Annotated in this window: 25 protein-coding genes; 7 read left to right on the top strand and 18 right to left on the bottom strand. The window is 67.1% G+C overall.

Going from position 1 to position 25,496, the window contains the following annotated elements; translation table 11 throughout:
* Positions 1-125 precede the first annotated feature (125 nt).
* From AC3WQM_RS09870 to AC3WQM_RS09855, 4 genes are all read left to right on the top strand, one after another.
* Positions 126-1,034, top strand: a complete 909-nt coding sequence (locus AC3WQM_RS09870) for a LysR family transcriptional regulator (protein ID WP_492678341.1) — start codon at positions 126-128, stop codon at positions 1,032-1,034.
* A 75-nt stretch (positions 1,035-1,109) separates the two neighbouring features.
* Positions 1,110-1,412 (top strand): virulence RhuM family protein, encoded by a 303-nt coding sequence (locus AC3WQM_RS09865; protein ID WP_492678339.1) that lies wholly within the window; start codon positions 1,110-1,112, stop codon positions 1,410-1,412.
* Positions 1,413-1,445: 33 nt separating this feature from the next.
* A complete protein-coding gene (locus tag AC3WQM_RS09860; protein ID WP_492678337.1) occupies positions 1,446-2,291 on the top strand; it encodes a hypothetical protein in 846 nt (281 codons plus the stop codon).
* A 19-nt stretch (positions 2,292-2,310) separates the two neighbouring features.
* Positions 2,311-3,126 carry a hypothetical protein gene (locus AC3WQM_RS09855; RefSeq protein WP_492678335.1) on the top strand — a complete coding sequence of 272 codons (816 nt, stop codon included), beginning with the start codon at positions 2,311-2,313 and terminating at the stop codon, positions 3,124-3,126.
* 204 nt (positions 3,127-3,330) lie between these two features.
* On the opposite strand, the gene AC3WQM_RS09850 is transcribed toward AC3WQM_RS09855, so the two are convergent.
* From AC3WQM_RS09850 to AC3WQM_RS09835, 4 genes are all read right to left on the bottom strand, one after another.
* A complete protein-coding gene (locus tag AC3WQM_RS09850; RefSeq protein ID WP_492678333.1) occupies positions 3,331-4,398 on the bottom strand; it encodes a DUF4241 domain-containing protein in 1,068 nt (355 codons plus the stop codon).
* Between the two features lie 12 nt (positions 4,399-4,410).
* Positions 4,411-5,808: a CoA transferase gene (locus AC3WQM_RS09845; RefSeq protein WP_492678331.1), complete on the bottom strand. Its 1,398-nt coding sequence runs from the start codon at positions 5,806-5,808 to the stop codon at positions 4,411-4,413.
* A gap of 102 nt (positions 5,809-5,910) precedes the next feature.
* Positions 5,911-6,549, bottom strand: a complete 639-nt coding sequence (locus tag AC3WQM_RS09840) for a 3-oxoacid CoA-transferase subunit B (RefSeq protein WP_056573812.1) — start codon at positions 6,547-6,549, stop codon at positions 5,911-5,913.
* Position 6,550: 1 nt separating this feature from the next.
* Positions 6,551-7,354 carry a CoA transferase subunit A gene (locus tag AC3WQM_RS09835; RefSeq protein WP_062476435.1) on the bottom strand — a complete coding sequence of 268 codons (804 nt, stop codon included), beginning with the start codon at positions 7,352-7,354 and terminating at the stop codon, positions 6,551-6,553.
* A gap of 93 nt (positions 7,355-7,447) precedes the next feature.
* Between AC3WQM_RS09835 and AC3WQM_RS09830 the strand changes: the two genes are divergently transcribed.
* A complete protein-coding gene (locus AC3WQM_RS09830; protein ID WP_062476432.1) occupies positions 7,448-8,014 on the top strand; it encodes a LuxR C-terminal-related transcriptional regulator in 567 nt (188 codons plus the stop codon).
* A 139-nt stretch (positions 8,015-8,153) separates the two neighbouring features.
* On the opposite strand, the gene AC3WQM_RS09825 is transcribed toward AC3WQM_RS09830, so the two are convergent.
* Positions 8,154-8,600, bottom strand: a complete 447-nt coding sequence (locus AC3WQM_RS09825) for a GNAT family N-acetyltransferase (protein ID WP_492678329.1) — start codon at positions 8,598-8,600, stop codon at positions 8,154-8,156.
* Between the two features lie 203 nt (positions 8,601-8,803).
* On the opposite strand from AC3WQM_RS09825, the gene AC3WQM_RS09820 reads away from it, so the two are divergent.
* Positions 8,804-8,950, top strand: coding sequence for a hypothetical protein (locus AC3WQM_RS09820; protein ID WP_492678327.1), 147 nt, complete (start codon positions 8,804-8,806; stop codon positions 8,948-8,950).
* 16 nt (positions 8,951-8,966) lie between these two features.
* Here the strand turns inward: AC3WQM_RS09820 and AC3WQM_RS09815 are convergent, their stop codons facing one another.
* The 13 genes from AC3WQM_RS09815 to AC3WQM_RS09755 all read right to left on the bottom strand — a co-directional run bounded on the left by AC3WQM_RS09815 (position 8,967) and on the right by AC3WQM_RS09755 (position 24,424).
* Entirely contained in the window at positions 8,967-9,932 is a 966-nt protein-coding gene (locus tag AC3WQM_RS09815; protein WP_492678325.1) for a Bug family tripartite tricarboxylate transporter substrate binding protein, read from the bottom strand.
* Positions 9,933-9,981: 49 nt separating this feature from the next.
* Complete coding sequence (locus AC3WQM_RS09810) at positions 9,982-10,362, bottom strand: VOC family protein (protein ID WP_492678323.1); 381 nt, start codon at positions 10,360-10,362, stop codon at positions 9,982-9,984.
* Positions 10,359-11,342 carry a hydroxymethylglutaryl-CoA lyase gene (locus tag AC3WQM_RS09805; protein ID WP_492678321.1) on the bottom strand — a complete coding sequence of 328 codons (984 nt, stop codon included), beginning with the start codon at positions 11,340-11,342 and terminating at the stop codon, positions 10,359-10,361. The genes AC3WQM_RS09810 and AC3WQM_RS09805 overlap by 4 nt, the downstream gene beginning before the upstream one ends.
* Entirely contained in the window at positions 11,339-12,511 is a 1,173-nt protein-coding gene (locus AC3WQM_RS09800) for a CaiB/BaiF CoA transferase family protein (RefSeq protein WP_492678319.1), read from the bottom strand. The genes AC3WQM_RS09805 and AC3WQM_RS09800 overlap by 4 nt, the downstream gene beginning before the upstream one ends.
* Before the next feature lie 111 nt (positions 12,512-12,622).
* Positions 12,623-13,396, bottom strand: coding sequence for a magnesium transporter CorA family protein (locus AC3WQM_RS09795; protein ID WP_492678317.1), 774 nt, complete (start codon positions 13,394-13,396; stop codon positions 12,623-12,625).
* Positions 13,396-14,094, bottom strand: coding sequence for a phospholipase D-like domain-containing protein (locus tag AC3WQM_RS09790; RefSeq protein ID WP_492678315.1), 699 nt, complete (start codon positions 14,092-14,094; stop codon positions 13,396-13,398). The genes AC3WQM_RS09795 and AC3WQM_RS09790 overlap by 1 nt, the downstream gene beginning before the upstream one ends.
* Complete coding sequence (locus tag AC3WQM_RS09785; protein ID WP_492678313.1) at positions 14,094-19,361, bottom strand: DNA repair ATPase; 5,268 nt, start codon at positions 19,359-19,361, stop codon at positions 14,094-14,096. The genes AC3WQM_RS09790 and AC3WQM_RS09785 overlap by 1 nt, the downstream gene beginning before the upstream one ends.
* 12 nt (positions 19,362-19,373) lie before the next feature.
* Positions 19,374-19,919: a TFIIB-type zinc ribbon-containing protein gene (locus tag AC3WQM_RS09780; protein ID WP_095947463.1), complete on the bottom strand. Its 546-nt coding sequence runs from the start codon at positions 19,917-19,919 to the stop codon at positions 19,374-19,376.
* A gap of 14 nt (positions 19,920-19,933) precedes the next feature.
* Positions 19,934-22,102 carry a flotillin family protein gene (locus AC3WQM_RS09775; RefSeq protein ID WP_062476401.1) on the bottom strand — a complete coding sequence of 723 codons (2,169 nt, stop codon included), beginning with the start codon at positions 22,100-22,102 and terminating at the stop codon, positions 19,934-19,936.
* Between the two features lie 121 nt (positions 22,103-22,223).
* Positions 22,224-22,868, bottom strand: coding sequence for an OB-fold-containig protein (locus AC3WQM_RS09770; protein ID WP_095744901.1), 645 nt, complete (start codon positions 22,866-22,868; stop codon positions 22,224-22,226).
* A 42-nt stretch (positions 22,869-22,910) separates the two neighbouring features.
* Positions 22,911-23,270, bottom strand: coding sequence for a hypothetical protein (locus tag AC3WQM_RS09765; protein WP_369632375.1), 360 nt, complete (start codon positions 23,268-23,270; stop codon positions 22,911-22,913).
* A 2-nt stretch (positions 23,271-23,272) separates the two neighbouring features.
* Entirely contained in the window at positions 23,273-23,995 is a 723-nt protein-coding gene (locus tag AC3WQM_RS09760; protein WP_492678311.1) for a PspA/IM30 family protein, read from the bottom strand.
* Between the two features lie 12 nt (positions 23,996-24,007).
* Positions 24,008-24,424: a YjfI family protein gene (locus AC3WQM_RS09755; RefSeq protein ID WP_489057180.1), complete on the bottom strand. Its 417-nt coding sequence runs from the start codon at positions 24,422-24,424 to the stop codon at positions 24,008-24,010.
* Between the two features lie 141 nt (positions 24,425-24,565).
* On the opposite strand from AC3WQM_RS09755, the gene AC3WQM_RS09750 reads away from it, so the two are divergent.
* The gene (locus AC3WQM_RS09750; RefSeq protein ID WP_492678309.1) at positions 24,566-25,486 is read left to right on the top strand and encodes a LysR family transcriptional regulator; all 921 of its coding nucleotides are present in this window, start codon (positions 24,566-24,568) and stop codon (positions 25,484-25,486) included.
* Positions 25,487-25,496: the final 10 nt, after the last annotated feature.

The raw sequence follows: 25,496 nt of genomic DNA, 5'->3' as shown, positions 1-25,496 counted from the left end.
CCGGTGTGGGCCGGTGCAGCCTGCATCCTAGCTTTGCAGATTTGCCATGACAATAGACAAATATGCGTCATCGCTTTGCAAAAATGCAAAGCACCGCACGCCACCCCGCACGAGGCCGCACGCACATGGACTGGGACAACCTGCGCTACTTTCTCGAACTCGCCCGCTCGGGCACGCTGATGAGCGCGGCGCGCCGGCTGGAGGTCGACCACACCACTGTCGCGCGGCGCATCCAGGCGCTCGAAAAGGAGGTGGGCGCACCCCTCTTTTCGCGCGAGGCCGGCGGCCACCGGCTCACCGAGGCGGGCCGCCGGTTGCAGCCCCAGGTCGAGGCGATGGAGAGCGCCTTCCAGGCCGTGGAGAGCACCGCGCCGGCGTCGCAGGAAGGGCTGTCGGGGCTGGTGCGCATCGGTGCCACGGAGGGCTTCGGCACCGTGGTGCTGGCGCCGCAACTCGCGCTGTTCGCGGTGCAGCACCCGAAGCTCACGATCGACCTGCTCGCGATGCCGCGGCTGGTGCACCTGTCGCGGCGCGAGGCCGACATCGTGATCTCGCTCGAACGGCCGGCGCGCGGGCCGGTGGTGGTGACCAAGCTCACCGACTACACGCTGCGCCTCTACGCGTCCAAGCAGTACCTGGCCGCGCACAAGCCCATCAAGACCCGCGAAGACCTGCGCGGCCACACCTTCATCAGCTACGTGGACGACCTGCTGTTCAGCAAGGAGCTGCAGTACCTGGACGAACTGCACCGCCCCGACAGCTTTGCGCTGCGCAGCACCAGCGTGCTGGCGCAGCACCGGGCGGTGGCGGCGGGTGCGGGGATTGCAGTGCTGCCGGCGTTCATTGCCGAGGGCGACAAAGGGTTGCGTACGGTGCTCCCCGCGCAGGCAAATTTCACACGGACTTTCTGGATGTCGATGCCCGCGGAAACCAAGCACTTGGCACGCATGCGGGTTGTGTGGGAATTCCTGCGCGAAACTGCCACGGCGCGACAGCCGTTCCTCTTGCCTGATGGCGCAGTGGACACAAAATGACCGCCTCACCCGCACGCAGCATCTGCTGCGAGTCCATCAAGAACTCGAATCCTTCGTGCAGAAAGAACTCACAGCATGCGCAGTGAATTGATCCTTTATCAGACCGATGACGGCCTGACCCGAATTCAGCTGCGCGCACTTGATGGCAACGTCTGGCTTACGCAGGTGGAAATTGCCGAGCTCTTTGCCACCACGAAGCAGAACGTCAGCCTCCATGCAAAGAACATCCTGGCGGAACAGGAATTGACGATGGAAGCAACAGTCAAGGAATCCTTGACTGTTCAAAACGAAGGGGCGCGCCAAGTCCGCCGCAGCACCCTGCTCTACAGCCTGCCGATGCAAGGAGGGGGTGTCCCCGAAGCCCAGCCCCACATGTAAGAATACGTAGGCGACCCAAAAAACCGAGGCGACATGGCAAAAGCCACCAACGTAGTCCCGTTTCCCAGTCTCGATTTCCCCGAAATTCTGGCGGCGTCAGTGCACTCGCCAGGTGTCCGATTTGGGGGATCGCGAAACGAGGTCTGGCTCTGCCCGGCCTTCAGTGGATCGAAGGACGTGATGCTCTACGTGAAGCCAGCGCTGACCGTTCGGCAAATGGTCGCCGAGCTTGTTGCCGCGCAAGTTGGTATCTGCATGGGACTCCCTTGTCCTCAGCCCTACTTAGTCTCCGTTGCCCCCCATCACGTCGGTGGTGCGAGAGGTCCAGTCGCGTTGCGGTTTGGATGCGAGCAGGTCGGACCGCGCGGTCTTGCACGCCCCGTGCACAGCTTGAACATCATGTTGGAGATGCTGAAGAAGGCGAAATGCGCAGAAGGTGCGGCGGTACTTGACGAGTGGATTGTCAATAGTGTGCGTGGGCCTGGAGATGTTGTATTTGACCCGGAGGGCGGTGTCTGGCTTATTGACCATGAAGCCGCCCTGGAAGGTGGTATCGCTGCCGACGCATCGGCAACAAACTGGCTCGCGATGCGGCTCGCCGAAACCCTTTCACTGGGTGAGCGAGCAGAACTCTTGAAAGCACTGCGCGCACGCGCGCAACCAGCCCAACGCGCGCACCTCGGTCGCGTGCCTCCAGAGCTCGGAGCTGTCCAGGATGGTCAACGCCTCTACAGTGAGGTGATACAGTTTTTGCGGGACAGACTGCAGCATCTCGACTATCTTCTGAGTCACCGTGTCCTGCCAGAGCAAGCACACTTGCAGCAACACTCAAGCCCCAATTCGACATCCAATGACTCCAGCGGAACTACCTCTATTTGAGGCGCACTGGTGGCCAGTCATGCTGGAAACTGTTCCTGGTTCCGGCGAGACCCTCACCGTCGCTGTGGTTGTGCGCGCCTCAAGCGGGCAAGCCACAGTGCGCCAGGCAATTCAGCCTGCGATGCTCGCCAGCCTCTTCGGCAGCGCGGGCAAAGGAATGCTGCTCATCGTGGGGCAAACTGTGCTTGAAATTCGCCGACAACTCGATGAGGCCGTACCGGTCTCACAGCTCGAGTTGCCTTTCGGCGGAATGGCACTCGGGCACGAACGCGATTGCGTTGCGCGTGACCTGAACGAGGTTTTCGGAATTGCACTTCGTCTGTCATCTGCTTTCTCGATCTCCAATTTCGGAGCCACGGCCAATGAGCCGCCTGACGCTGAAGCAAGAAAAGCCTTCGAGGAGTGGGCAGAGAAGGTCCAAAGCGGCGTTCTCATGGCGACTCAAATCGATCAGCTCTCCAGCGCGTTCAACGTTGCTGTCCCGTTGACTCATCGAAAGAAGGCACGCTTGGGTTTCGTGTACGGCGACTATGTAGCGCAATTTGGCGTTCTGCGACCAGGACGCAGCGTGTCCGCAGACGTGCGTGCGCTGAAGTTGAAGCTGTTCGACCTAGAGGTACTGCGACGTGAACGCCCCATGCAGTTTCACCGGACGGAGATCCTCATTGGCTATCGCGATCCCGGCGATACATACACAAGACGCCAACACGACGCCCTGCACGAATCATGGGACTTTGTTGCCAACGAAGCGAGCCAACGCAACGTAGTCGCTCGTCGTTTTGTCAGTGCGAACGATGCAGCGGTCTACCTCGCTGACGTCGCGAGAACGGCCTAGCGCAGGCCTCTCATCGGCCGGTTAGAAGTCTCGGTGTCGATGGCAGGCAATATCGGCTCCTACGCGGTTGACAACGACGCTCGCGAAGTCTGCAGACCACCAGATTCCGGCACCGAGCTTTTGCCCAACAGGTATCCAGCAACAGTTGACGAGCTGCAAGCCGGACGGCCCTCATGCCTGCCCTATACCGGAACGTTCGCTCGCTCAGGAAAACAGGCGCTTCAGGAACCCAGGCTTGGCCGCCGGCGCCGGCGCCGCCGCCTTTTCCAGCAGCTCGATCAGCCCTTCCACGCGCGGCTTCTTGAGCCGGCGCGCGTAGTCGATGTAGCTCTCTTCCTCGTCCATGCGATAGAACTGAGGCGGCATTGGCAGTTGGCCCTGCACCACCGCCAGCAGCACGCGCAGCGCGTCCAGCTGGTTCATGCGGATGGCGCTCATGATCGCGGTCTCGCCGAGCGAGGGAATGATCTCGTTGGGCTGCGCGAGCCCGCCGTCGAGCAGGGGCTGGATCGCCGCCGCATCGCCTTGAACCACCGCCGCGCCCAACGCCTCGAGCGCTGCCAGTTTCTCCGGTGAGAGACTGGCCACATAGGCGTCGCTGCGCTTGTCGTCCTCGTCGCGCGCGTCGCCGCCCTGCATGACCATGAAGTCGGTCACGAGCGCCACGGGCTCGCCCGCCGCGTCGAGCGCCCAGAAGCTCGGGTAGCTGCCGTCGCCCCAGCCGGCGCTGAAGATCAGCACGTTGTTCGCGCTGCCCGTGCTCAGCGGGTAGTGGTCGGCGATGTCGGCCGAAGCCAGGTCAGCGCCGAGCACGTCGTCGTAGTAGCTCACGTACTCGGGGTTGGTGGCGGACTCGCGCGCCTCGCGCTCGGCCATGGCCTTGGCGCCGTCGGCGTCCATGAAGCAGCCAACGCCAGCATCGACGGGGTAGCCATAGAACTCGTCGCTGCCGAGCTCGTCCTGCGACTGCCCTTCGAGCAGCGCCGCCTCCCAGTGCAGATCGTTCGCCTGCAGGCTGCCTCGCTCACGCAGCCACAGCACGGCCAGCGCATGGCGGCCTCCGCCTTGCAGCACCTCGACGGGGAATGCGCCCCGCCCGCTCACGCTGCGAACGAAAGGCTCGCGCTCGGGCTGCACCAGCGGATCGCAGGCCACGATGCGGCCACTGGTGAGGTGCAAAGCGCCGCAAGGCTGGCGCTGCAGATGCCGTGCGCGCAGCGCCTCGTCGTCAAGAAAAATGCTCTGGAGGTTGTCGATGTCTAGATAGGCCATGCTCCCAGTTTCTCATTCCCCGGCGGCGGCGGGCCACACCGGCGGATGGCTGCCCGGCGGCATCGACGGCCGCGGCCAGGCGGCCGGCGTGCGCGACAGCTGCGCGCTGTGGCGCACCGCTGCCAGTTCGCCGAAGCCCGACGCTGAAGTCTCCGCATACGGCTCGACCCCGGGCCGCGCGATCGACAACCCGTTGGGCACGCGCCCCAACCCGCGCAGCCACTGCCCCGTCTGCGCCAGCGACACCTGCACATGCCAGCTGCCGCCCTCCTGCTGCTGGCGCCACAGCGCCGCGGCGGCGCCCAGGGCGATCAGGTAGCCGCTGGCTTCATCGAGGATCTGCATCGGCATCGGGCGCGGCTTGCCGTCGCCCGCCGCCTCGCCCTCGGCATGGTTGAAGCCCATGGCGGTCTGCACCAGCGAATCGAAGCCGCGCCGCCCGGCCCACGGGCCCTGCGTGCCGTAGGCCGTGAGCGAGACGCAGACGATGCCCGGCCGCTCGCGCGCCAGCGCCTCGGGGCCGAAGCCCAGCGCCGCGATGCCGCCGGGGCGGTAGCCCTGCACGAAGACATGCGCGTCGGCGACGAGGCCGTGCAGCACGGCGCGACCTTCATCCGTGCACAGGTCCACGTGCGTCGAGAGCTTGCCGCGGCTGGTGTCGGCGATGGATTCGATGTTCGGCAGGTTCGGCGAATTGACCAGCATCACGTCGGCGCCGTACGCCGCCAGCGCCCGGCCGCCGACCGGGCCCGCGAGGATGCGTGTGAGGTCGAGCACGCGCAGGCCTTCGAGCGGGCGCTGGTCATCGCGCAGCGGCGGCAACGCGCGCGGCGGCGCATCGTCGATGCGCTCGATGGTGAAGAGCGGCTGCGCCGCCACCGCCTGCCCGTGCGGCGTCGCGTCCCATTCGTCGAAGCGGCGCAGCGCGGTCGCCACCAGGCCTTGCGCGGCGGCGGCCGTTTCGAAATCGATCGCGCGCCAACCGGCCATCGCGGCCTCGGCATCGGCGCGCGTGGCGTTGGCCGGGTCCAGCTTCATGAGGCGCAGCGCGCCTTCGCGGTGGTGCTTGAAGTTGGCGTGGATGCGCACCCACCCGTCGGCGCAGCGGTACACGCCCGAGAAGGTGTCCCACAGATCGGGCACACGGCCGTCGAGGCTGAACCAGCCCGTGCAGTCGAACGCGGCGTGCAGCGTGTCGACCGCGACCTCTTGCCGCGCCACGCCGCGCCGGTGTCCCAGCTCGCAGGCTGCGAGCGCAGCGGCGGCGATGCTGGCCTGCGCCGCAAGGCCGACCGCGAAGGACGACGGCAGCACCGGGTCGGCGCCCGTGAGCCGCGCGAAGGCCAGCGCCTCGGCGGGCAGCCCCGCCAGTTGCCAGAGACCTGCCAGGACTTCTTCACTCGTTGCCATGCGTCAACCCTTCAGGGGAAAGAGGAAATGAAAAAGGCAGGGTCCGCTTGCGCGGCCCTGCCCTTGTTGCTGTCGTTGCGTTCGCGACCTTGTGCGGGCTGCTTACTGGATCAGCTTCGCACCGGTCTTGGCCTGCAGCGCATCGAAGCTCACGCCCGGCGCCAGCTCGATCACCTTGAGGCCTTCGGGCACGACGTCCATCACGGCCAGGTCGGTGATGATGCGGTCGACCACGCCCACGCCGGTCAGCGGCAGCGAGCATTGCTCGAGGATCTTCAGGTCTTCGGTGCCGTCCTTCTTCTTGGCCACGTGTTCCATCAGCACGATCACGCGCTTTACGCCGGCCACGAGGTCCATGGCGCCGCCCATGCCCTTGACCATCTTGCCGGGGATCATCCAGTTGGCGAGATCGCCCTTGGCGCTGACCTGCATCGCGCCCAGGATCGACAGGTTGATCTTGCCGCCGCGGATCATCGCGAAGCTGTCATGGCTGCCGAAGATGGCCGAGCCGGGCAGCGTGGTGACGGTCTGCTTGCCGGCGTTGATGAGATCGGCGTCGACGTTGTCTTCGGTCGGGAACGGGCCGATGCCGAGCATGCCGTTTTCGCTCTGCAGCCAGACTTCCTTGGTGCCGGTGTGGTTGGCCACCAGGGTCGGAATGCCGATGCCGAGGTTGACGTAGAAGCCGTCTTCGAGTTCTTGGGCGGCGCGGGCCGCCATCTGGTCTTGGGTCCAGGGCATCTCAGGCTCCTTCTTTCTTGTTGACGGCCTTCACGGCCGATTCGCTGCCGGCGGCGGCGGCCTGGGCGATGGCGGTCTGGGCCTCGACCTTGGCGGCGGCGGCATCGACCGAGGCGCTCACGGTGCGCTTCTCGATGCGCTTCTCGGGCGTGGCGTTGAGCACCAGGCGGTGCACGTAGATGCCCGGCAGGTGGATGTCGTCGGGGGCCAGCTCGCCCACTTCGACGATCTTCTCGACCTCGACGATGCAGACCTTGCCGGCCATGGCGGCGGCGGGGTTGAAGTTGCGCGCCGTGAGACGGAAGCGCAGGTTGCCGGCCTTGTCGGCCACGTCGGCCTTGACCAGTGCCACGTCGGGCACCAGCGAGTGCTCCATGACGTAGGTCTCGCCGCCGAACTCGCGCAGCTCCTTGCCTTCGGCCACTTGCGTGCCCACGCCGGTCTTGGTGAAGAAGGCCGGAATGCCGGCGCCGCCGGCGCGCAGCTTCTCGGCCAGCGTGCCCTGGGGCGTGAATTCGAGGGCCAGTTCACCGGCCAGGTACTGGCGCTCGAACTCCTTGTTCTCGCCCACGTACGACGCGATCATCTTCTTGATCTGGCGCGTCTCGAGCAGCTTGCCGAGGCCGAAACCGTCGACGCCCGCATTGTTCGAGATGACGGTGAGGTTCTGCACGCCGGAATCCTTCAGCGCGTCGATCAGCGCTTCGGGAATGCCGCACAGGCCGAAGCCGCCGACCGCGAGCGTCTGCCCGTCGGCCACGACCCCCTTGAGTGCCGCGTCTGCGGAGGGATAAATCTTGTTCACTCGGGCTCCTTGATGGGTGGTGGAGAGTGGGTGGGAAAGGCTTCAACGATACTACCTACTCGTATACGTAGTATTTCGTAATGGTGACACCCGATGCCCGAGATCGATTACCGGCTGGCTTTTGAACATGCACCCGTCGGCATGGTGGTCTCGAGCAACCGCACCATCGTCGCCTGCAACCAGCGTGTGTGCGAAATTTTCGGCGCAGAGCCCTCCGCGCTGGTCGGGCATTCGTTCAGCATCCTGTACCCCAGCGTGGCGGAGTTCGAGCGCATCGGCAAGCGCATGGAGCCCTTTCTGAACGCCAGCGGCCACTATGCCGACAACCGCATGATGAAGCGCCTGGGCGGGCTGCACGGTGCGCTGGCCGGCGAGACCTTCTGGTGCCACGTCACCGGGCACGCGATGAACCGCGCGGCGCCGCACGAGGCCGGCATCTGGACTTTCGAAGACCTGGGCTCGCGACGCGCGGTGAAGGCGGAGCTCACGCCGCGCGAGCGGGAGGTGGCGGCGCAGGTGATGCGCGGGCTGACGTCGAAGGAGATCGGGAAGGCGCTGGGCATCAGCCACCGCACGGTCGAATTGCATCGGGCGCGGTTGATGCGCAAGTACGCGGCGGCTACGACTGCGGAGTTGGTGCAGAAGCTCATCGCGGGGTGATGCTTTTCAGGGCGCGTGCCCAGGCCACCGGGTACTTCCCTCCGCGGATGTCCCCCGGCCTGCGGCCTCCTCCTTGATTTCGCTGCGGGAAGCACCCAGTGTCCTGCGCACACTGAGTGCGGTCGTGGTGCGGGGCGCGCTAGAGCACCATCTCCATGCGCACCAGGTCCCGCAGCGGGATGCCGTTCTGCTTCGTCGCCTTGCCCCAGCGGCGCACGAAGTAGTCGACGTCGACCCCGACGATGCGAAAGCCGAAGCGCTGGTAGAAGGCCAGCTCGCGCAGGCTGCTGTTGCCCGTGCCGACTTCGAGCCGGTGCGCGCCGCGCTGCCTGGCAAGGGCTTTCGCCTTCTTCAGCATCGCGGTGCCGATGCCTTGGCCCTTGTGGGCTTCGGCCACGGCGATGTTCATGATCTCCCAGGTGTCGACGCGGGTGGCCATGAGCACCATCTGGCCGACGACTTTGCCGGCCTGTTCGGCCAGCCATTGCTCGCCGCGCAGCAGGTACTTTTCGATCTCGGGGCGCGGGCCGTCCGCGTCGAACAGGAGCGGCCAGGGCACCGCATCCGCCGGGGTGGCCCTGCGCATCGTCAAACCCGTTGCGTGAGTGTTTCGTTCTTTCCGTTGCATGACTCCATTCTGAGTTCTGGGCAGAAGTTCCCTGCCAGAGGTCCCGGATCGTTGCGAAAACGGAAACGCCGTGTCGACAAAACCCATGCGCCATCGCCCGTTGAGAGGCCTATCGTGGAACCCACGCGAACACATCGTTCGCCCACACAGGAGCAGACACCATGTCCACACCCCTTCATTCGGAAAAGAACCTCCTTCAGCATACGAAGCTGTCCGTGGCCCAGGCCCGCGCGCTGGCCGGGCACCAGGTGCCCGTGGCGCTCGGCCTTGCGGCGGTGATCCTGTCGGTGCTGGGCGTCAAGCCCTGAACCTGGCCGGGGCCCTTCACTCCGGCTTGATGTCGGCGCCCTTGATCACCTTCGACCAGGCCGCGAGTTCCTGGTCGACGAACCTGCCCAGCGTGGCCGGGTCCATGTAGGTCGCGAAGGCGCCCTGCTCGTCCACCTTCTTGCGGAAGGCCTCGCTCTCGACGATCTTCTTGATCTCGGCGCTGAGCTTGTTCACCACTTCGGGCGGCGTCTTCGCCGGGGCGAACACCGCGAACCACGACTCGACCTCGTAGCCCGGCAACCCGGCTTCGGCCGAGGTCGGCACGTTCGGCATCGACGCGTGCCGCTTGCTGCCCGTGTACGCCAGCGGCTTGATGCGTCCGCCCGCGAAGTGGCCGATGACCGAGGGCGGCGTGGTGATGAAGATGTCGACATTGCCCGCCACCAGGTCGTTGATGGCCGGCCCCGAGCCCTTGTAGGGCACGTGCGTGGCCGGCTGCTTGGTCTGGCGCGACAGCAGCTCGCCGGCGATGTGCTGGATCGAGCCGTTGCCCGACGAGGCGTAGAACAGGCCGCCCTCCTTCTTCTTGCCGTACTCGATGAGCTCCTTCATCGAAGTCACCGGCAGCTTGCCGCTCACCGCGACCACGTGCGGCGCGCGCATCACCATCGCCACCGGCACGAAGTCTTTCGTCGGGCTCCAGCGCAGGTTCGGGTACAGCGACGGGTTGCCGACGTGGTAGCCCGAGTACTGCAGCAGCAGCGTGTAGCCGTCGGGCGCGGCGCGGGCCACGAACTCGGTGCCGATGTTGCCGCTGGCGCCGGGCTTGTTGTCGACCACGACCGGCTGACCCAGCGCGCGCTGCAGCGGGTCGGCGACCAGCCGCGCCATGATGTCGGTGGAGCCCGCGGGCGCCGTGGGCACCACGAAGGTCAGGGGTTTGGAAGGCCAGGTGTCGGCCTGCGAGGTGCCAGCGGCCAGCGCGAGGCCGACCGCGAGCAGGCGGTGAGCGGGTTTCATGGGTTTGTCTCCGGTGGATTTTTTTGGGGCTGTCTTCAGGCTGCGCGCGTCAGGGCGCCAGCTCCGATATCTCGATGAGATTCAGGTCGGGGTCGCGCACGTAGACCGAGCGGATGCGCGACGTGGCGCCCGTGCGCATCACGGGCCCTTCGAGGATCGGCACGCCCTGCGCTTGCAACCGCGCGATGACCTCTTCGAGCGGCACGCTGGCGATGAAGCACAGGTCGAGTGAACCGGGCGTGGGCAGCTCGGCCTTCGGCTCGAACTCGTGGCCCTTCACGTGCAGGTTGATCTTCTGGTTGCCGAAGCGAAAGGCCTTGCGGCCGGCACCGAAGGTTTCCAGCGTCATGCCCAGCACCTCGACATAGAAGCGCACGCAGGCTTCTTCGTTGGCGGTCGTGAGCACCAGGTGATCCAGGTGGTCGATCATGCGTTCTCCTTCTTGATGGGGCGCGCCTTTGCGCGCTCGACGATGGCGTTGAAATCGGCCGGCGGCGCGTGCCGCGTCAGCCGGTGGCCGGCGCGCGAGACCTGGCCGGGCAGCGCGTGCAGCACGAGCGACTCGAGTTCAGCCGCTTCGCCGATCAGGCCGTCCAGGTCCATGCCGGTGTCGTAGCCCATGCACTGCAGCATGTGGACCACGTCCTCGGTCGCGACATTGCCCGTCGCGCCCGGCGCATAGGGGCAGCCGCCGATGCCGCCGAGCGACATGTCGAGCCGGTGGATGCCCGCCTCGACCGCGGCGATGGTGTTCGCCAGGCCCATGCCGCGCGTGTTGTGGAAATGCGCCGTCCATTCCAGGGCCGGGTGCCGTGCTCGTACGGCCTCGCACACGGCTTGCACCTGCGTGGGATAGGCCATGCCGGTGGTGTCGCACAGCGTGATGCCCTGCACGCCCAGCGCCGCGAAACGGTCGGTCCAGCCGAGCACCGTTGCGAGCGGCACCTCGCCTTCCATCGGACAGCCGAACACGCACGAGAGCGACACGTTCACCGGCACCTTCGCCTGCCTGGCCAGCGCGATCACCTCGGCCAGTTGCGCGAACGACTGCTCGCGCGTCATCCGCAGGTTGCTGAGGTTGTGCGTCTCGCTGACCGACATGACGATGTTGAATTCGTCGATGCGGCTTTCGAGCGCGCGCTCGGCACCGCGCACATTCGGCACGAGCGCGGTGTAGACCACGCCCGGCCGGCGCGCGATGCGCTGCATCACTTCTTCGCCATCGCGCAGCGCGGGAATGGCCTGGGCCGAGGTGAACGAAGTGACCTCGATCTTGGCGTAGCCGAGCGTGCTCAGCCGGTCGATGAGCGCGACCTTGTCGTCCGTGGGAATGAAGCGGCTTTCCATCTGGAAGCCGTCGCGCGTGGCGACCTCGTTGATGAACAACCGCGTGCCGTTGCCGGTTTTCATACGGCCTCGCTTTCCACGCCACGCACCGGCCAGCCCGCGCCCCGCAGGTCCGCCGTGTGTTCGCCCAGGCGCGGCGCCGCATGCGCGATGCGCCCCGGCGTGGCGCTGAGCTTGGGCACCACGCCCGGCACCTTGAGCGGCGCGCCGTCGGAGCCGCGCGCTTGCACGATCATCTCGCGCGCCAGGTACTGCGGATCGGTCGCGATGTCGGCCACCGTGTAGATGCGCCCCACCGGCACGCCCGCCGCGTCGAGCACGGCCAGCACCTCGTCGCGGCTGCGCTGCAGGGTCCAGGCTTCGATGGCCGCATCGATCTCTTCCACGCGCAGCACGCGGCCGTCGTTGTGCACGAGGCCGGGGTCGTTCTCCAGGTCCGCGCGGTCGATGGCGCGCATCAGCCGGCGGAAGATGCTGTCGCCGTTGCCCGCCACCAGCACGTAGTGGCCGTCGCTGCAGCGGTAGGCGTTGGTCGGCGCGATGCCCGGCAGGGCGCTGCCGGCCCGCTCGCGCACGGCGCCGAAGGCGTCGTACTCGGGCAGCAGGCTTTCCATCACGTTGAAGACCGACTCGTAGAGCGCCACGTCGATGAACTGGCCCTCGCCGCCGTGGGCGGTGCGGTGGTGCAGCGCCGTGAGCACGCCGATCACGCCATGCAGCGCGGCCAGCGTGTCGCCGAGCGAAACGCCCACGCGCACCGGCACCCGGCCCGGCTCGCCGCTGAGGTAGCGCAGCCCGCCCATCGATTCGCCGAGCACGCCGAAGCCCGGCTTGTCGCGGTAAGGACCAGTCTGCCCGTAGCCCGAGATGCGCAGCATGATGAGCCGCGGGTTCAGCGCATGCAGCTGCTCCCAGCCCAGGCCCCAGCCTTCGAGCGTGCCGGGCTTGAAGTTCTCGATCAGCACATCGGCCTCGAGCGCCAGGGCGCGCACGGCCTCCTGCCCTTCGGCGCTGCGCAGATCGAGGCACACGGAGCGCTTGTTGCGCGACTGCACCTCCCACCACACCGAAGTGCCGTCACGCAACAGCCGCCATTTGCGCAGCGGGTCGCCGACGCCGGCGGGCTCGACCTTGATCACGTCGGCGCCGAACTCGGCGAGCGTCTTGCCGGCGAAGGGGCCGGCGATGAGCTGGCCGAGCTCCAGCACCTTCAGGCCTTCGAGTGCGTTCATCTTTTCTCTGTCTCCAGGTGGGTTGCCCCGACTCTAGGAACAGATGGCGATGAACGGAATTGCTCGGATGGCAGCAGGCCTTCGCGAAACGCGAAGACCCTGCGGTGCACCCTACTTTTTCTTCAGCGTGGACGCAGGCTTGGCGACCACCGGCGGCTCGGCCGGCGTCTTGACCCAGCCGCGCAGCATCACGCCCAGGCAGATGCCGGCCGCAAAGACGAGCCAGTACACCCACGAAGGCAGGTTCTCCACACCGCTGTGCAGGTTCATGCCGAAGGCCGCGCCGATGGCCATGAGCGGAAAGGTCAGCGCGGCGATGGTGTTGAGCTTGTGCTGCGCACGGCTCATCTCGAGCGCGGAGTGCGCCTGCGCCTCGGCCGCGCGTGCGAGCCGGTAGTCGAGCGACATGCGCGTGTCGGCCAGCAGCAGCTCGAAGCCGCGTGCGATTTCCACCGCGAGGTCGCGCTGGTCGATGAGCATCAGGTCGCCCTTCACCGCATCGCGCGCGGCCTGCAGGGTGTCCTGCATGTTCCGCGCGGCGCGGGTGAGCGGGATCAGCGGGCCGAGGATCTGGAACAGGTCTTCCGAGGTCTCGGCGGCCTGGTGGCGGATCTCGAAGGTGCTGAACGCCGCGCGGTAGCTGTCGAGCAGCTTGGCGAGCGCGCGCTCGCCGGGGTTATTGCCCTTGTGCAGCCATGCGCCGTCGGGCTTGCGCAGGAACACCACGGGCTTGCGCTCGGCGCCGGTGCCCGAGGGCGGTTCGTGCAGGATCACCATCAGGTGCTCCTGCTCGTGGATGATGCGCTGCGCGCCGTAGGTGCTGCCGCCCAGCCGCTGCTGCATGGCGGCGGGCAGTTCCCAGTCGTAGTCGATTCGTCTTGGCATCAGGGGGCCTGCAGTTCTTTCCACAAGGTGTCGAATTTGTCCGCGAAGCGGCGCACCAGCGGCGGGTCGTTGCTCAGCACCAGGTTCTCCTCGTTGTACTCGCAGGCGCTGCGGGTCCAGTTGTAGCTGCCGTTGAGCAGCCGCGCGCCGTCGAAGATCGCGAACTTGTGGTGCATGTGGGCGTCGGTGCGGTCCACCGCCACCGGAATGCCCGCCGCGCGCAGCTGGCCGACGTCGCTGCCGCGGTCGAACTCCTTGTCGTTGTCGGTGATGCAACGCACGGTCACCCCGCGCCGGTGCGCCGCCAGCACCTCGGCGGTGATGCGGTCGTCCGAAAGCGTGAAGACGCACAGGTCGACCGCGTGCTTCGCCGCACGCAGCTGCTGGTTGATCGCCTGCAGGCAGGCCGTGCCGGGGCTGAAGTAGGCCTGCGAGCGCACCGTGACGCTGTCGGGCGAGCGGCCGGTGTCGATCGCGCGCACCACGCCTTCGAGCCACTTGAGCAGCGACAGCTGCTCGGGGTCGGCGGTGCGCGAGCGCACGAGGTCGAAGGCGCGGTTGCGCAGCTGGCGCAGGCCGTCTTCGGGCGGCGAGGCTTCGCGCAGGGTGTGGACCAGCACGCGGCGCTCGTCGTCGCTCAGGCGCGCGTCGGCCATCGTCGCGTCGAGCTGGGCCAGCAGTTCGGGCAATGCGGACATCACTGATCCTTGTCGGCTTTGGGCGGAGATGGCGGCGGTGGCACACGCCTGGGCGCGGCCCGCGTGGCCTGCACCTCGGCGGCGAGGCGCTCCATGTCCTGCTTGATCGAGCGGTCGAGTTCGAGCCGGCGTTCGGTGGCGGTCACCAGCGGCAGGATCAGCTCGCGGTACGTCACGGCGATCTGCAGCATGGCGTCGGCCAGGCGCTGGCTCTCGTTCGGGCCCTCGGCCGGTGGCTTGGGCTCGGGCTTGAGTGCATCGACCGCGCGCGCCACATCGAGCATGCTGCTCGCGATGCGCTGGCTGCCGTCCACGTCGGCGCCGCCGAGCTTGCGCTGGCGCACGAACTCGTCGCAGATGGCGGTCCAGCGTGCACTTTCCTCGGGCGTCGGGCTGCCAAGCAATTGGGCCAGGCGCAGCAGGTTTTCTTCCGCGCCGGTGGTCAGCGTCTGGGCCTCGCCGCGGTAGTGGTCGCGCAGCAGTGCGTCGAGCTCGTCGTCGCGCATCAGCGCGGTGATCTTGCCCGCGAGCTTGGTCATGTTGCGGTAGCTGCCCTGCAGCTTGAACGGCGGCGCGACGCGGTAGGTCTCCTGCTGCGCGGCCGATTCGATGTACGCGAGGTTCACCTTCAGCAGCAGGTCGCGCGCCCGGAACAGGCGCTGCAGCAGCGCCTTGATCTCTTCCAGCTCGACCGAGCTGTAGGCGTGCGACAGCGCGCTGCTCGGCACGTCGTGGCCCTGCGCCATCTTCACCAGCAGCTGCACGTCCTTCGGGTCGCGCGAGGCCAGCGGCATCAGCGTGGGGTTGGAGGTCAGGCTGTTCTCGATGTACGAGAGCGCGAACGCCGCCTCGCGGCCCGAGAGCACGTCGCCCAGGTTGTAGATGTCGGCGCGGTTGGCCAGCATGTCCGGGATCTTGAACACGTCACCCGACTCGGTGTACGGGTTGCCCGCCATCACGATCGCGAAGCGCTTGCCGCGCATGTCGTAGCTGCGCGGCTCGCCGTTCCACACGCCCTCGATGCGGCGCGTGCCGTCGGCCAACGCGATGAACTTCTGCAGGAACTCGGGGCTGGTGTGCTGGATGTCGTCCAGGTACAGCATCACGTTGCTGCCCATGGCCAGGCCCAGGTTGAGCTTTTCCAGCTCCTGCCGCGCCGCGCTGTTGGGCGCGTTGGCCGGGTCGATGGCCGTCACGCCGTGGCCGAGCGCCGGGCAGTTGATGCGCACGAAGATCAGCCCAAGCCGGTCGGCCACATACTCCATGAGCGTCGTCTTGCCGTAACCGGGCGGCGAGATCAGCAGCAGCAGGCCCATGCGGTCGGTGCGGCTGCCCTCGCCCGCCGAGCCGATCTGCTTGGCCAGGTTGTCGCCGATGAGGGGCAGGTACAGCTCGTCGATCAGCTGGTTGCGCACGAAGGTCGACAGCGGCTTGGCCTGGAACTGGCTCAGCTTGAGCCGCGCCTTCTCGCGTTCGAGCAACTCGTGGCGCAGGCTGTGCAGTGCCTCGTAGCCCGGCACCGCGTGCATCGCGTGGAACAGGAAGCGGCGCCAGAAGTCGTTGAGGTTCAGCGTCAGGCGCCCTTCGGCGACGCGCGGATGCTCGCCGCGCAGGCCCTCGACGGTGCGGTCGAGCGCCGCATTGACGCGAGTGCGCTGCAACGGCATCGCCAGCACGCTGGCCGCGTCGTCGGTCCAGTCGACCGATTGCGGTGCCTGGTGCGTCGCGTAGGCGCGCACCCAGTCGCGCGCCAGGCGCCAGCGCTCGGCCGGCGGTGCAGCATCGAGGTCGTGCTGCCACGCGTCGCGCCGGCCGCCGCGCTCCAGCTCGCGCAGCAACGCCGCCGCGAGGTCTTCGCCCGCGCCGGACACGGCCCAGGTCTCGCCCCCATGCGGGCCGGCGAGTTCGCGCACGAGGTATGCGGCGGCCTGGTCGCACAAGGTGGTCACGCGGCCGTCGTGTGCGTCGCGTGTTTCGTCGTTTTCGGCGTCGGCCACAGGCAGCAGGTCGGGCACCACGTCGCGGGCGAAGTGGTTCAGTGCGCGCGCGATGTCGGCTTCGAGCTGCTCCAGCGCATCTCGCCGGCCGAACAGCGCCAGCATCTGCATCGCGGCACGCGCGCGGCGCAGCATCGATTCGCGGTGCGCGATCAGGTGGCCGTGCTGCCAGTAGAGCAAGGCCAGCGCGCGTTCGGTCGGGCCCCAGGCGAGCAGGCCCGCCTGGTCCTGCATGCCGACGAGCGCGCCCAGCAGGCGCATCGCGTCGTCGTCGTGGATGCCCTTCTGGTAGCCCTCCTGGTAGCGCGCCGCTGCGAAACGGCGAACCATGTCGAGCAGCTGCGGATGCAGCGGGTCTTCGGCCAGCAGCGTGAGCACCTCGGCCCAGGTGCGCTCGGCCTTGCCGTCGAGCAGCGCCTCCAGCAGGCGGCCGGCGAGGTATTCGGCGCGCGACAGTTCAGGTGTTTCCGACACCAGCGACTGGTCCCAGTAGCGCTGCAGCGGCAGCAGCCGGGGCTCATCCACCGGGCTCTGGTAGTCGGTGCCCGTCACCTGGTAGGCCATGCCCTCGTCGCGGGCCACCAGCGTCAGGTCGACCGGCTGGCGGTGCACGGTGAAGGCGTGGCGGCCCAGGCGCAGCGTGTCGCCGCCCTCGCTCACCAGCTCGCGCTTGTCGCGGATGGAGCGCAGGGCCTGGTCGCGCGCGGTCTTCAGGCGCGTGTCGAGTTCGTCGGCCGGCACCGCGGCGCCCAGCGTGCGCAGGTCGGCGATCAGCGTGTGCAGCTTGCCGATCATCGGGTCGGCCGCGAAGTAGCTGTGCACCTGCGTCAGGTCGCCGAACTGCGCGATGCGGCGCGGAATGCCGTCGAGGATGCGCCCTGCCGCGTCGACCACGCCCTGCGCACGGCGCTGGCGGGCGTCGACCAGGCTCTGGCGGCGCGCGGACAGCGCTTCGTACACGGTCTCGCGCTTCTCGGCGATGTCGGCCAGGAAGTCTTCCTGCTCGGCGAAGCGGCCTTCGATTTCTTCGAGTTGGGCCAAGAGGCGCGTGAGCGCGTCGTCGCACTTCTCGGGCGTGTCGGCGAATTCCAGCGCGTTCTCGACCGCCTGGCTGAAGAGCTTGAACTGTGCGCCGAATTCGGCACGCGCCTCGGTGGCTCCGAGCGACTTGCGCCGCGCGCGTGCATCGGCGCGCATGCGGTTGATGTCGGCGTAGATCAGCGAGATGCGGTCGAGGATCGACGTTCGAATGACCGCGTCGCCGCCCGGCAGGCTGCCCAGCTGCTCGGTCAGCAGGTCGAGGCCGGCGGCCTGCTCGTCGAGCGTGGCCAGCATCTGGCCGAGCGCGGGCGAGGTGGCCAGGTTGGGCAGTTCGAGTGCGAGCTTGTCCAGCGCCTGGCGCTGGCCGTGGAAGGCCGTGTCGGCCGCCAGGAACTGCATCGCGCGTTCGCCGATGCGTTGCTGCTCGACCTCGAGCGCGGCGTCCATCGCGGCGATGCGTGGCAGGTCGGCGTAGCGCAGCTCCTTGAGCATCTGCAGCGCGCCGCGCCGTTCGCGCAGCCGGCCCAGCGCCTTCACGAAATCGTCGGGCGCGCGCCAGAGGGTGCTGGCAATGTCGACCAGCAGCGCATGCTGCTCGTCTTCCGCGCGGGCCAGCGCGCGCGCGGTTTCGCGGCGGATGGTGTCGACCTTTTCGAACTCGGCCAGCGTGCTGCGCGCCACCTCGGCGATGCTGCGCAGCTCGCCCATGAGGCCGGTGGCCTCGGGTGCGTCGAGCCAGAAGTAGGCGTCGCTCACGCGGGTGCACTGGCGGATCAGGTCTTCGTAGGCGGCGCGCGTGGGCGCCTGCTCGCGCACCGCGCGGGCGATGCCCATGAGGTCGCTCACGCCGCGCACCAGCTCGGCGTTGCCGATCTTGCCGAAGAAGCCGGTGGCGGGCGGCTGCGCGCTCACGTGCTCTTCGCTGGCGAAGGGCGTCTGCCACAGCTGCATCGGGTGCACGCGCGTGGGCTCGACGTCGTCGCCGTTGAACACCAGCATGCGGCCGTCGGCAAAGCGCGCGTAGCCGTTGGCGATGATCGGCGTGGCGAGCTTCTTGTCGATCAGGTTGTAGTTGAACAGCGCATAGCGCCCGGGCTTCGGGTCGTAGAACACATAGGCCACGTCCTCGCCGTTGGGCGAGCGCAGCATGCGCTTGAAGCGCAGGTTTTCCACCACCTCGGCCGGCAGGTCGAAGCGCTTGTACTCGCCCGACTGCAGGTAGTAGCCGCCCGGAAAAATGATGCCGTGGTCTTCGGGCAGCTGCACGCAGGAGCCGCCGATGGCGTCGATGCGCTCGACCTGCTGCGTGCGGATGTTGAACACCAGGTAGCGCGTGACCTGCTCGCGGTAGGGCTTCACGCGCAGCAATATCAGCATGCCCAGCTTGGCCCAGGCAATCTCGGCGTCGGTGAGCGACTGGCTCTTGTCCTCCACCGGCTCGCCGTAGATGCCCAGCCCGGTCTCGGTGTTGTTCTCGATCTTGACCGTGAGGTCGCCGCCCAGCGTCTCGACGAACACGGTGTCGAGCACGTTCACGTGCGGATGCTTGCCGCCCACGTGGTCTTCGCGCGTGGCCACGGTCCATTCGAAATCGTGGCTCGCGGGCAAGGCGATGTCGCGCTCGCCGCGGTTGTCGATGTAGTTGATGTTGCCGTTGCGCTCGATGGCCCAGCGGAACACGCGCACGTCGTGCAGCTGCTGGCCGATCTGGAACGAGGCGAGGAGCTTGTCCTGCGTCACGCGCAGCTGCAGCAGCGTGGCCTGCTTGTAGTAGGCGTAGAGCTCGCGGAAGTCGGAGGCGAAGCGCGCGTCTTCCAGGAAAGTGCCGGCCAGCGGCACGGGCTGCAGCTCGTCGTTCTCGGTGGCGGCTTCGCCCGGCGATGCGAGCCGGTACAGGCCGAACACGTCGCCCACGGCCGTTTCCTTGCGCAGGCCGATGAAGACGTTGTAGCCGAACAGCAGCAGGTCGCCGATGCGCACGATGTCGCGCGCCACGGCGTTGTTCTCGGTGCGCGCGCGGGTGCGCAAAATCAACGTCTGGTCGGAGCGGCCGAACTCGGCCAGCCGCTGCTCGTTGAGCGCCTGCGTCTTCTTGAGCAGGCCCTCGCCCTGGGTTTCGAGCCGTTTCTTCAGCAGGTCGTAGCTGCCGCTGCCGGAGACCAGCGCTTCGGTGGGGTCGATGGGGGCCTGGGCGCCGGGCGGCGCTGCGGTGTCGTCGGTGGGTTGCATGGATCGGCGCGGTCAGTCCGCGCGCAGCAGTGCGAGCAATTCGTCGCGGTGAGGCTGGGTGTCGAGCCAGGCGCGGATGCGGTCCAGCTCGTCGATGCAGTCGTCGCCGTAGCGGCGGCGCAGCGCGGCCAGGCGCGCCTCGCGCACCTCCTCGGTCTGCAGCCGGCGCTGCCAGCCGTCGGACAGCAGCTCGTCGAGCCGGCCGGCCAGGCCGCGGCTCACGAGGGCGCGCCATTCGCCCTGGTCGAACCAGAGGTTCTGGCAGGCCACGCAGCGGTCGATGCGGAAGTCGGGCCCGGCGCTCACGCGCAGGCGCTGCATCAACCGCTCGCATTCCGGGCAGTGGCGCACGGCGGCGATGTCGAACACCTCGATCACCTCGTCGTCGACCTCATGCGGCACGCGCTTGGGGTCGGCGGCCTTCCAGCTGCGCCAGTCGTCCATGTCCATCACCATGCCGTGGCAGTCGCCGCACTGCACGCCGAGCAACGCTTCGGCGAGCGCGACAGGCTGCATCGCGGCATGGGCGGCGCAACTGCACTTCAGGTTCGGGTTCATCGCGCGCCCCCGGCTCAGTTGCGGAAGGAGGAGATCAGGTTCTGCAGCGCCGACTTCTGGCTCTCGGTGCCGTCGTTGGCGATCTTGCTCATCAGCGAGGCGACGCTGAGGTTCTGGATTTCGCCCGACGAATTGCCCAGCGCGCCGACGATGTCGCGCAGGTCCTTCACCACGTCGCGCTCGCCCGAGAGCTGTTCCTTGAAGGCCACCTGCACCGCCTGGCTTTTGGAGATGACGCCGTCGATGCCCTTGCCCACGGAGAGCGAGCGCACGAAGCTGTCGAAGTAGTCGCCCGAGCCGCCCACGATGTCGATCTTGGCGTTGGCGAGCGCGGTGCCCAGCACGTCGGCCTGTTCCTTGGCGATGGACGTCTGCGCGTCGATGCCCTTCATGGTTTCGATGTGCGACTTTTCCAGGCGCATGCGGAACTCTTCGTGGTCGCGGGTTTCAGGGCTCATGGACTTCATGGCCTCGAACTTCTCGTGCAGGCCCTTCGCCTCGGCGTTGAAGCGCGCTTCGATGACCTGCGCATCGGCCTGGCCCGACTTGAGCGTGGCCTCGGCGTCGGCCGTGCGCACGTTGACTTCGGCGAGGCCGAGCTTTTCCTTGCCCGAGGCTTCAGCCTCGAACTTGGCACGCATGCCGGCCGCTTCGGCCTGCGAGCGGGCCTCGATGACCTGCGCGTCGGCCTGGCCGGCCTTGAGGATCGCGTCGGCATCGGCCTGGCGCACATGCACGTCGGCCAGGCCCAGCTTTTCCTTGCCCGAAGCCTCGGCTTCAAAGCTTGCCAGCTTGGCCTGGGCCGTGGCAATTTCGACCTTGGCAGCGGCCAGGCCCGGTGCGGCGGAAATGGCTTCCACACCTTCGGCTTCGCGCTTCTTCGATTCGGCGTCGCGCTCGGCCACCTTGAGCTTGGCGTCAGCCAGCGTGAGTTCTTCGGCGGCCTTGTGGCGGGCGCGCTTTTCCTGCGTTTCGGCGGCCTTCACGTCGAGCACCATCTTCTCTTCGGCCTGGCCCTCGGCCATGATCACGACCGACTTCTTGGTGCGCTCGGCCTCGGCGACCACGCGCAGTTCCTTGATGGCTTCTTCCTGCTCGGCCACGGTGCGCTCGACCACGATGCGCTCGCGAATCACGTCGGCAATGGCCTTCTTCTGCACTTCGACGGCCTTGTCCTTCTCGATGCGCTGCAGGGTCACTTCCTTCTCGCGATCGACAATTTCGAGATCGCGGGCGCGCGTGACCTTTTCTTCCTCGATGGCCACCGCGCGCTTGCGGTTGTTCTCGGCCACTTCCTTTTCGCGCTGCACGTTCTCCTGCTGCACCGAGACCGACTGCTCGGCCATGAGGCGGGCGGTTTCGGACTTGGTGCGCTCTTCGGACTGGATCTTGGAGGTCTCGGCTTCCTCGCGAGCGCGCACGCTGGCAATTTCGCGCTGCTGGCGCGCGGTGGCGTCGGCCTGCTGGCGTTCGAGTTCGAGCAACGCCTCTTGCGTCTCGACGTTCTTCTTCTTGATCTGCATTTCCTCGTTGCGGCGCAGTTCGTTGGTGCGCACGTGCTCGACCGCCGTCAGCTCGGTGATCTTCTTGATGCCCTGCGCATCGAGGATGTTGTTGGCATCCAGCTCCGACAGCGGGGTCTGCTCGAGGTAGTCGATGGCGGCGTCTTCGAGCACGTAGCCCGAGAGGTCATTGCCGATCTGGCTGATGATCTCGTCGCGGAAGCCGTCGCGCGCCTGGTACAGGTCGACGAAGTCCATCGACTTGCCCACGGTCTTGAGCGCTTCGGAGAACTTGGCGGAGAACAGCTCTTCGAGCGTCTCGTGGTTGGAAGCCCGCGCACAGCCGATGCCCTGCGCCACCTTCAGCACGTCGTCGGCGGTCTTGTTGACGCGCACGAAGAACTTCACCTTGATGTCCGCGCGGATGTTGTCGCGGCAGATGAGGCCTTCGTTGCCCGAGCGGTCGATCTCGATGGTCTTGACCGAGATGTCCATCAGCTCGGCCTTGTGGATGATCGGGTAGACCATGCGGCCGGTGAAGGTCACCTCGGGCTCGGCGCGCAGCGTGTTCACGATGAGCGCGTGGCCCTGTTCGATCTTGCGATAGAACTTGGCGAACATCGCGAACAGGCCGAGGATGACGACGGCCAGTATGACCACGGCGAAGATGATGGGCTCCATTTTTTCTCCAGATGCTTTAAGAGCGAGCGAACGAACTTGGGTGAGAGATGCGCGCAGTCAGACGGTGTGAACGAATCCGGCGTGGCCGATGAGCGGACATGACGGGTTCGTTCACGCCTTCTCAGACGATGTCTTCGTGCGCCGCGATGAGGTAGCGCGCGGCCACCTCGTCGTATTCGAGGATGAGCGCGTGCGAGCCGCGCTTGAGGGCGTTGGGCGTGGGCGCCCAGACTCGGATGTTGAGGCTGGCACCGCGGCGCGCCACTTCGGCGCGGCCGTCTTTCTCGTTCACCACGCCGGTGACGACGCGGCAGACCTGGCCCACGAGCGCCGCGTTGCTCACGGCCGTGTGGCTCACGAAGAGGCCCTTGAGCGGGCGGATGGCCACCGCCGTCACCGGAATGGCGAGGGCCGCGCTGGCCACCAGCAGCACCGTGCCGGCCACCAGCTTGAGCACCATCGTCGGCACCAGCGGCAGCAGCCACTCGCCGCCCAGGCACGAGAGCGTCCAGGCCACCAGCACCAGCAGACTCACGGCCACCGAGAACGGCACGCCGTTCAGGCCGAAGGCGACCACGTAGCTCGCGATCTGGCCCATGTCGCTGGTGTCGCCGTCGGCATGCGTCTGCAGGTCGACGTCGATCCCGCTGCTCTCGAAGTCGACCATGCCGACCACCGCGAGCACCCAATAGATCACCACGACGCCGAGCAGCACCGTGTAGATCGCGGTGGGGTACCCCGTCACCGCTCCCATGAAATCGCCCATTGATCCTCCCGCGTGCGGGTTGGTTGTTGTTCTCTTTTCTTCTTACCTGCCGCCCGGCTTCCTCGTGCCGGTGTTCTTCTTGTTCGCCTTGCCTGCAAAGGCAATCAGTTCGCGCGTGGCCCTCTCCTTGATGGCCAGGCGGTCGTCAGGTGACAGACCATAACGCGCCGCCAGAAATTCGTAGTCGGCCGTGCTCAGCGACACGGTGAGGCGCGGCCGCTTCGGCTTCGAGGTGGTCGCCAGGCCCAGCACCTGCCGGATCTGGTCGGGCGTGGACACATGCTGCTCGAAGGCCGCGGTGCGCACGGCCTCGAGCACGGCCTCTTCCACGTCGAAGGCCACCTGGACCGCGCGGATGGCCTCGTCGGAGCCTTGCCAGCGAACCGGCTTGACCCGCACCATCGTCACTCCTGAACCGGCTTGGACGGTTCGGACGGCTTGGCCTGCCGGGCGCGGATGCGCTCCATCACCTTGCCGGTGCGGTCGGCGTCGTTGCCGATGCCGGCCGCGGCCAGCTTCTTCTCGAGCGCGCTGTGGCCGAATTCGTCTTCGAGCTGCTGGCCCGCCGCCATGCGGTCCGACAGGTCTTCGTGGCGCGAGCGGATGCGCTCCAGCGACTCGCGCGCGCTGGCCAGGCGCGAGCCGCCGCTGCCGATGTTCTCGGAGATCGACTGCGTGGCGCGGTAGACGCTCTCGGTGGTCTTGGCGATGCCGATCTCGCGCTCGTGCTCGCGGATGCGCGCCTCGGCCGACTTGATCAGGTCCTTGAGCCGCGACACCTGCAGCGCATACGAGGCGTGGGCCTTGGCCTGCTCCTCGAGCTCCTGTTCGAGCGTGCCAACCTTCGCCGCCACGTCCAGCGCCAGGCCTTCCTGGGTCTTGTTGAGCGCTTCGAGCGCCAGGCCTTCGTAGCGCGCGACCTCGCCCTTCAGGCGTTCGATTTCGCGGGCAGACTGCATCTCCTTGGCCATGACGCCTGTGAGGTCGCCCTTGGCCTTCTCGATGCTGTGCTTGGCGTCGATGATTTCCTGCTCGTAGATGCGCGTGGCGTTGCTGTCGATCACGCTCTCGCCGATTTCGCGGGCGCTGCCGCGCAGCAAGGTGACCAGCTTCTTGATGACTGTCATGATGATCTCCGCTTAATTCAGGAATTCGGACAAGGCGTCGAGGGCATCGAGCGCGTTGTCGCTGAGCACGGCCACTTCGCGTGCGATGTCTTCGACGCTCGCGTTGCGCCCCAGCGCCCCGGTGAGTACGTAGCGACCACCGACGCGTCCGAAGGACGACAGCGGGACCGACGGATTGAGGTCGAGCAGCGATTCGAGCAGCTCGGTGCGCCGCGCGGGCTTCACGTCTTCTTCGGTCCAGAGATAGCAGATGCAGATGATCTGCATGTCGGAGCTGGTGACGAAGATCGGCAGCTCATCGCGCCCCTCGATGCTGACCTGCACCACCGGCGTACTGCCCGGAATCGGCTGCAGCTGCACGGGCAGCCCGCCCATCGCGGCACCGGCCAGCACATCGAGGCCTTCGAGTTGATCCAGCAGTGATTGCATACCTCTCCTTTGGGTTGTCTACCGTGGGAAGCGCGCGATGCTTCGATGGATTCACTATAGGTGCAGCGACATAACATGTCAAAAATTCTTTTAACCCGTGCGCATGACTTTCGGCACTGGCGCGCGCTCTAGAATCCGCCGATGGCCAGCACCATCAACCCCGCGCGTGTCGATTTCGTGACGCTGCGCCTGTTCTGCGCCGTGGCGCAGTCGGGCAGCATCACCAAGGGCGCGGAAGCGTGTCACCTCGCGCTCTCGGCCGCGAGCCGGCGCCTGTCCGACTTCGAAGCCGCCACAGGCTCGAAGCTGCTCGAACGCAGCGCCCAGGGCATCGCGCTCACACCGGCGGGGCACGTGGCGATGCAGCATGCGATGCGCCTGTTCCAGGGCTTCGAGCAATTCAGCAACGAGCTGGGCGACTACGCCAGCGGCGTGCGCGGCCATGTGCGACTGTGGGCCAACATGTCGGCGTTGACGGAGTTCCTGCCGACCACGCTGGCGGCGTTCCTGGGACAGCATCCCGATATCCGCGTCGAGGTCGAGGAACAACTGAGCGGCGACATCGTGCGCGCGCTGGTCGACGGCCTCGCCGACGTCGGCGTGTTCGCCGAGAACACGCCCGCCTACGGCCTGGACGTCGCGCCCTTCCAGACCGACGAACTCGTGGTGCTCTGCGCCAAACCACACCCGCTGGCGCGCCTGCGTGCGAAGCAGGTCGACTTCAAGACCTGCCTGGCGCACGAGTTCGTGGGACTGAACCGCAGCAGCTCGCTGCTCGAACTGACTTCGCGCGCGGCCGAGCAGGCCGGCATTCCGATGCGCCTGCGCGTGCAGGTGCGCAGCTTCGATGCGATGTGCCACATGATCGCGGCCAACCTCGGCATCGGCGTGGTTCCGCTGGCGGCTTGCAAGGCACAGGTGGCCGCGCTCGGCCTGAAGGTGGTGCACCTGAAGGACGCCTGGGCCACGCGGCGCCTGCTGATGGCGACGAAGACGGGCGCGGCGCTGACGCCGGCGACGCAGCTGCTGGTGCGGCAGCTTCTGCAGCAGGCGGGGGCGTAGCGGCACACGG

It is taken from the genome of Variovorax sp. FW301-JW7 (genome assembly GCF_058788795.1).
The sequence above is the reverse complement of the archived record's forward strand: the minus strand, read 5'-3'. Positions and strand labels throughout refer to the sequence as shown.

Excerpts from the sequence above, each read along its gene's own strand:
- AC3WQM_RS09870 (WP_492678341.1), top strand. The coding sequence starts at position 126 with ATGGACTGGGACAACCTGCGCTACTTTCTCGAACTCGCCCGCTCGGGC.
- AC3WQM_RS09865 (WP_492678339.1), top strand. The coding sequence starts at position 1,110 with ATGCGCAGTGAATTGATCCTTTATCAGACCGATGACGGCCTGACCCGA.
- AC3WQM_RS09860 (WP_492678337.1), top strand. The coding sequence starts at position 1,446 with ATGGCAAAAGCCACCAACGTAGTCCCGTTTCCCAGTCTCGATTTCCCC.
- AC3WQM_RS09855 (WP_492678335.1), top strand. The coding sequence starts at position 2,311 with ATGCTGGAAACTGTTCCTGGTTCCGGCGAGACCCTCACCGTCGCTGTG.
- AC3WQM_RS09850 (WP_492678333.1), bottom strand. The coding sequence starts at position 4,398 with ATGGCCTATCTAGACATCGACAACCTCCAGAGCATTTTTCTTGACGAC.
- AC3WQM_RS09845 (WP_492678331.1), bottom strand. The coding sequence starts at position 5,808 with ATGGCAACGAGTGAAGAAGTCCTGGCAGGTCTCTGGCAACTGGCGGGG.
- AC3WQM_RS09840 (WP_056573812.1), bottom strand. The coding sequence starts at position 6,549 with ATGCCCTGGACCCAAGACCAGATGGCGGCCCGCGCCGCCCAAGAACTC.
- AC3WQM_RS09830 (WP_062476432.1), top strand. The coding sequence starts at position 7,448 with ATGCCCGAGATCGATTACCGGCTGGCTTTTGAACATGCACCCGTCGGC.
- AC3WQM_RS09825 (WP_492678329.1), bottom strand. The coding sequence starts at position 8,600 with ATGCGCAGGGCCACCCCGGCGGATGCGGTGCCCTGGCCGCTCCTGTTC.
- AC3WQM_RS09820 (WP_492678327.1), top strand. The coding sequence starts at position 8,804 with ATGTCCACACCCCTTCATTCGGAAAAGAACCTCCTTCAGCATACGAAG.
- AC3WQM_RS09815 (WP_492678325.1), bottom strand. The coding sequence starts at position 9,932 with ATGAAACCCGCTCACCGCCTGCTCGCGGTCGGCCTCGCGCTGGCCGCT.
- AC3WQM_RS09810 (WP_492678323.1), bottom strand. The coding sequence starts at position 10,362 with ATGATCGACCACCTGGATCACCTGGTGCTCACGACCGCCAACGAAGAA.
- AC3WQM_RS09805 (WP_492678321.1), bottom strand. The coding sequence starts at position 11,342 with ATGAAAACCGGCAACGGCACGCGGTTGTTCATCAACGAGGTCGCCACG.
- AC3WQM_RS09800 (WP_492678319.1), bottom strand. The coding sequence starts at position 12,511 with ATGAACGCACTCGAAGGCCTGAAGGTGCTGGAGCTCGGCCAGCTCATC.
- AC3WQM_RS09795 (WP_492678317.1), bottom strand. The coding sequence starts at position 13,396 with ATGCCAAGACGAATCGACTACGACTGGGAACTGCCCGCCGCCATGCAG.
- AC3WQM_RS09790 (WP_492678315.1), bottom strand. The coding sequence starts at position 14,094 with ATGTCCGCATTGCCCGAACTGCTGGCCCAGCTCGACGCGACGATGGCC.
- AC3WQM_RS09785 (WP_492678313.1), bottom strand. The coding sequence starts at position 19,361 with ATGCAACCCACCGACGACACCGCAGCGCCGCCCGGCGCCCAGGCCCCC.
- AC3WQM_RS09780 (WP_095947463.1), bottom strand. The coding sequence starts at position 19,919 with ATGAACCCGAACCTGAAGTGCAGTTGCGCCGCCCATGCCGCGATGCAG.
- AC3WQM_RS09775 (WP_062476401.1), bottom strand. The coding sequence starts at position 22,102 with ATGGAGCCCATCATCTTCGCCGTGGTCATACTGGCCGTCGTCATCCTC.
- AC3WQM_RS09770 (WP_095744901.1), bottom strand. The coding sequence starts at position 22,868 with ATGGGCGATTTCATGGGAGCGGTGACGGGGTACCCCACCGCGATCTAC.
- AC3WQM_RS09765 (WP_369632375.1), bottom strand. The coding sequence starts at position 23,270 with ATGGTGCGGGTCAAGCCGGTTCGCTGGCAAGGCTCCGACGAGGCCATC.
- AC3WQM_RS09760 (WP_492678311.1), bottom strand. The coding sequence starts at position 23,995 with ATGACAGTCATCAAGAAGCTGGTCACCTTGCTGCGCGGCAGCGCCCGC.
- AC3WQM_RS09755 (WP_489057180.1), bottom strand. The coding sequence starts at position 24,424 with ATGCAATCACTGCTGGATCAACTCGAAGGCCTCGATGTGCTGGCCGGT.
- AC3WQM_RS09750 (WP_492678309.1), top strand. The coding sequence starts at position 24,566 with ATGGCCAGCACCATCAACCCCGCGCGTGTCGATTTCGTGACGCTGCGC.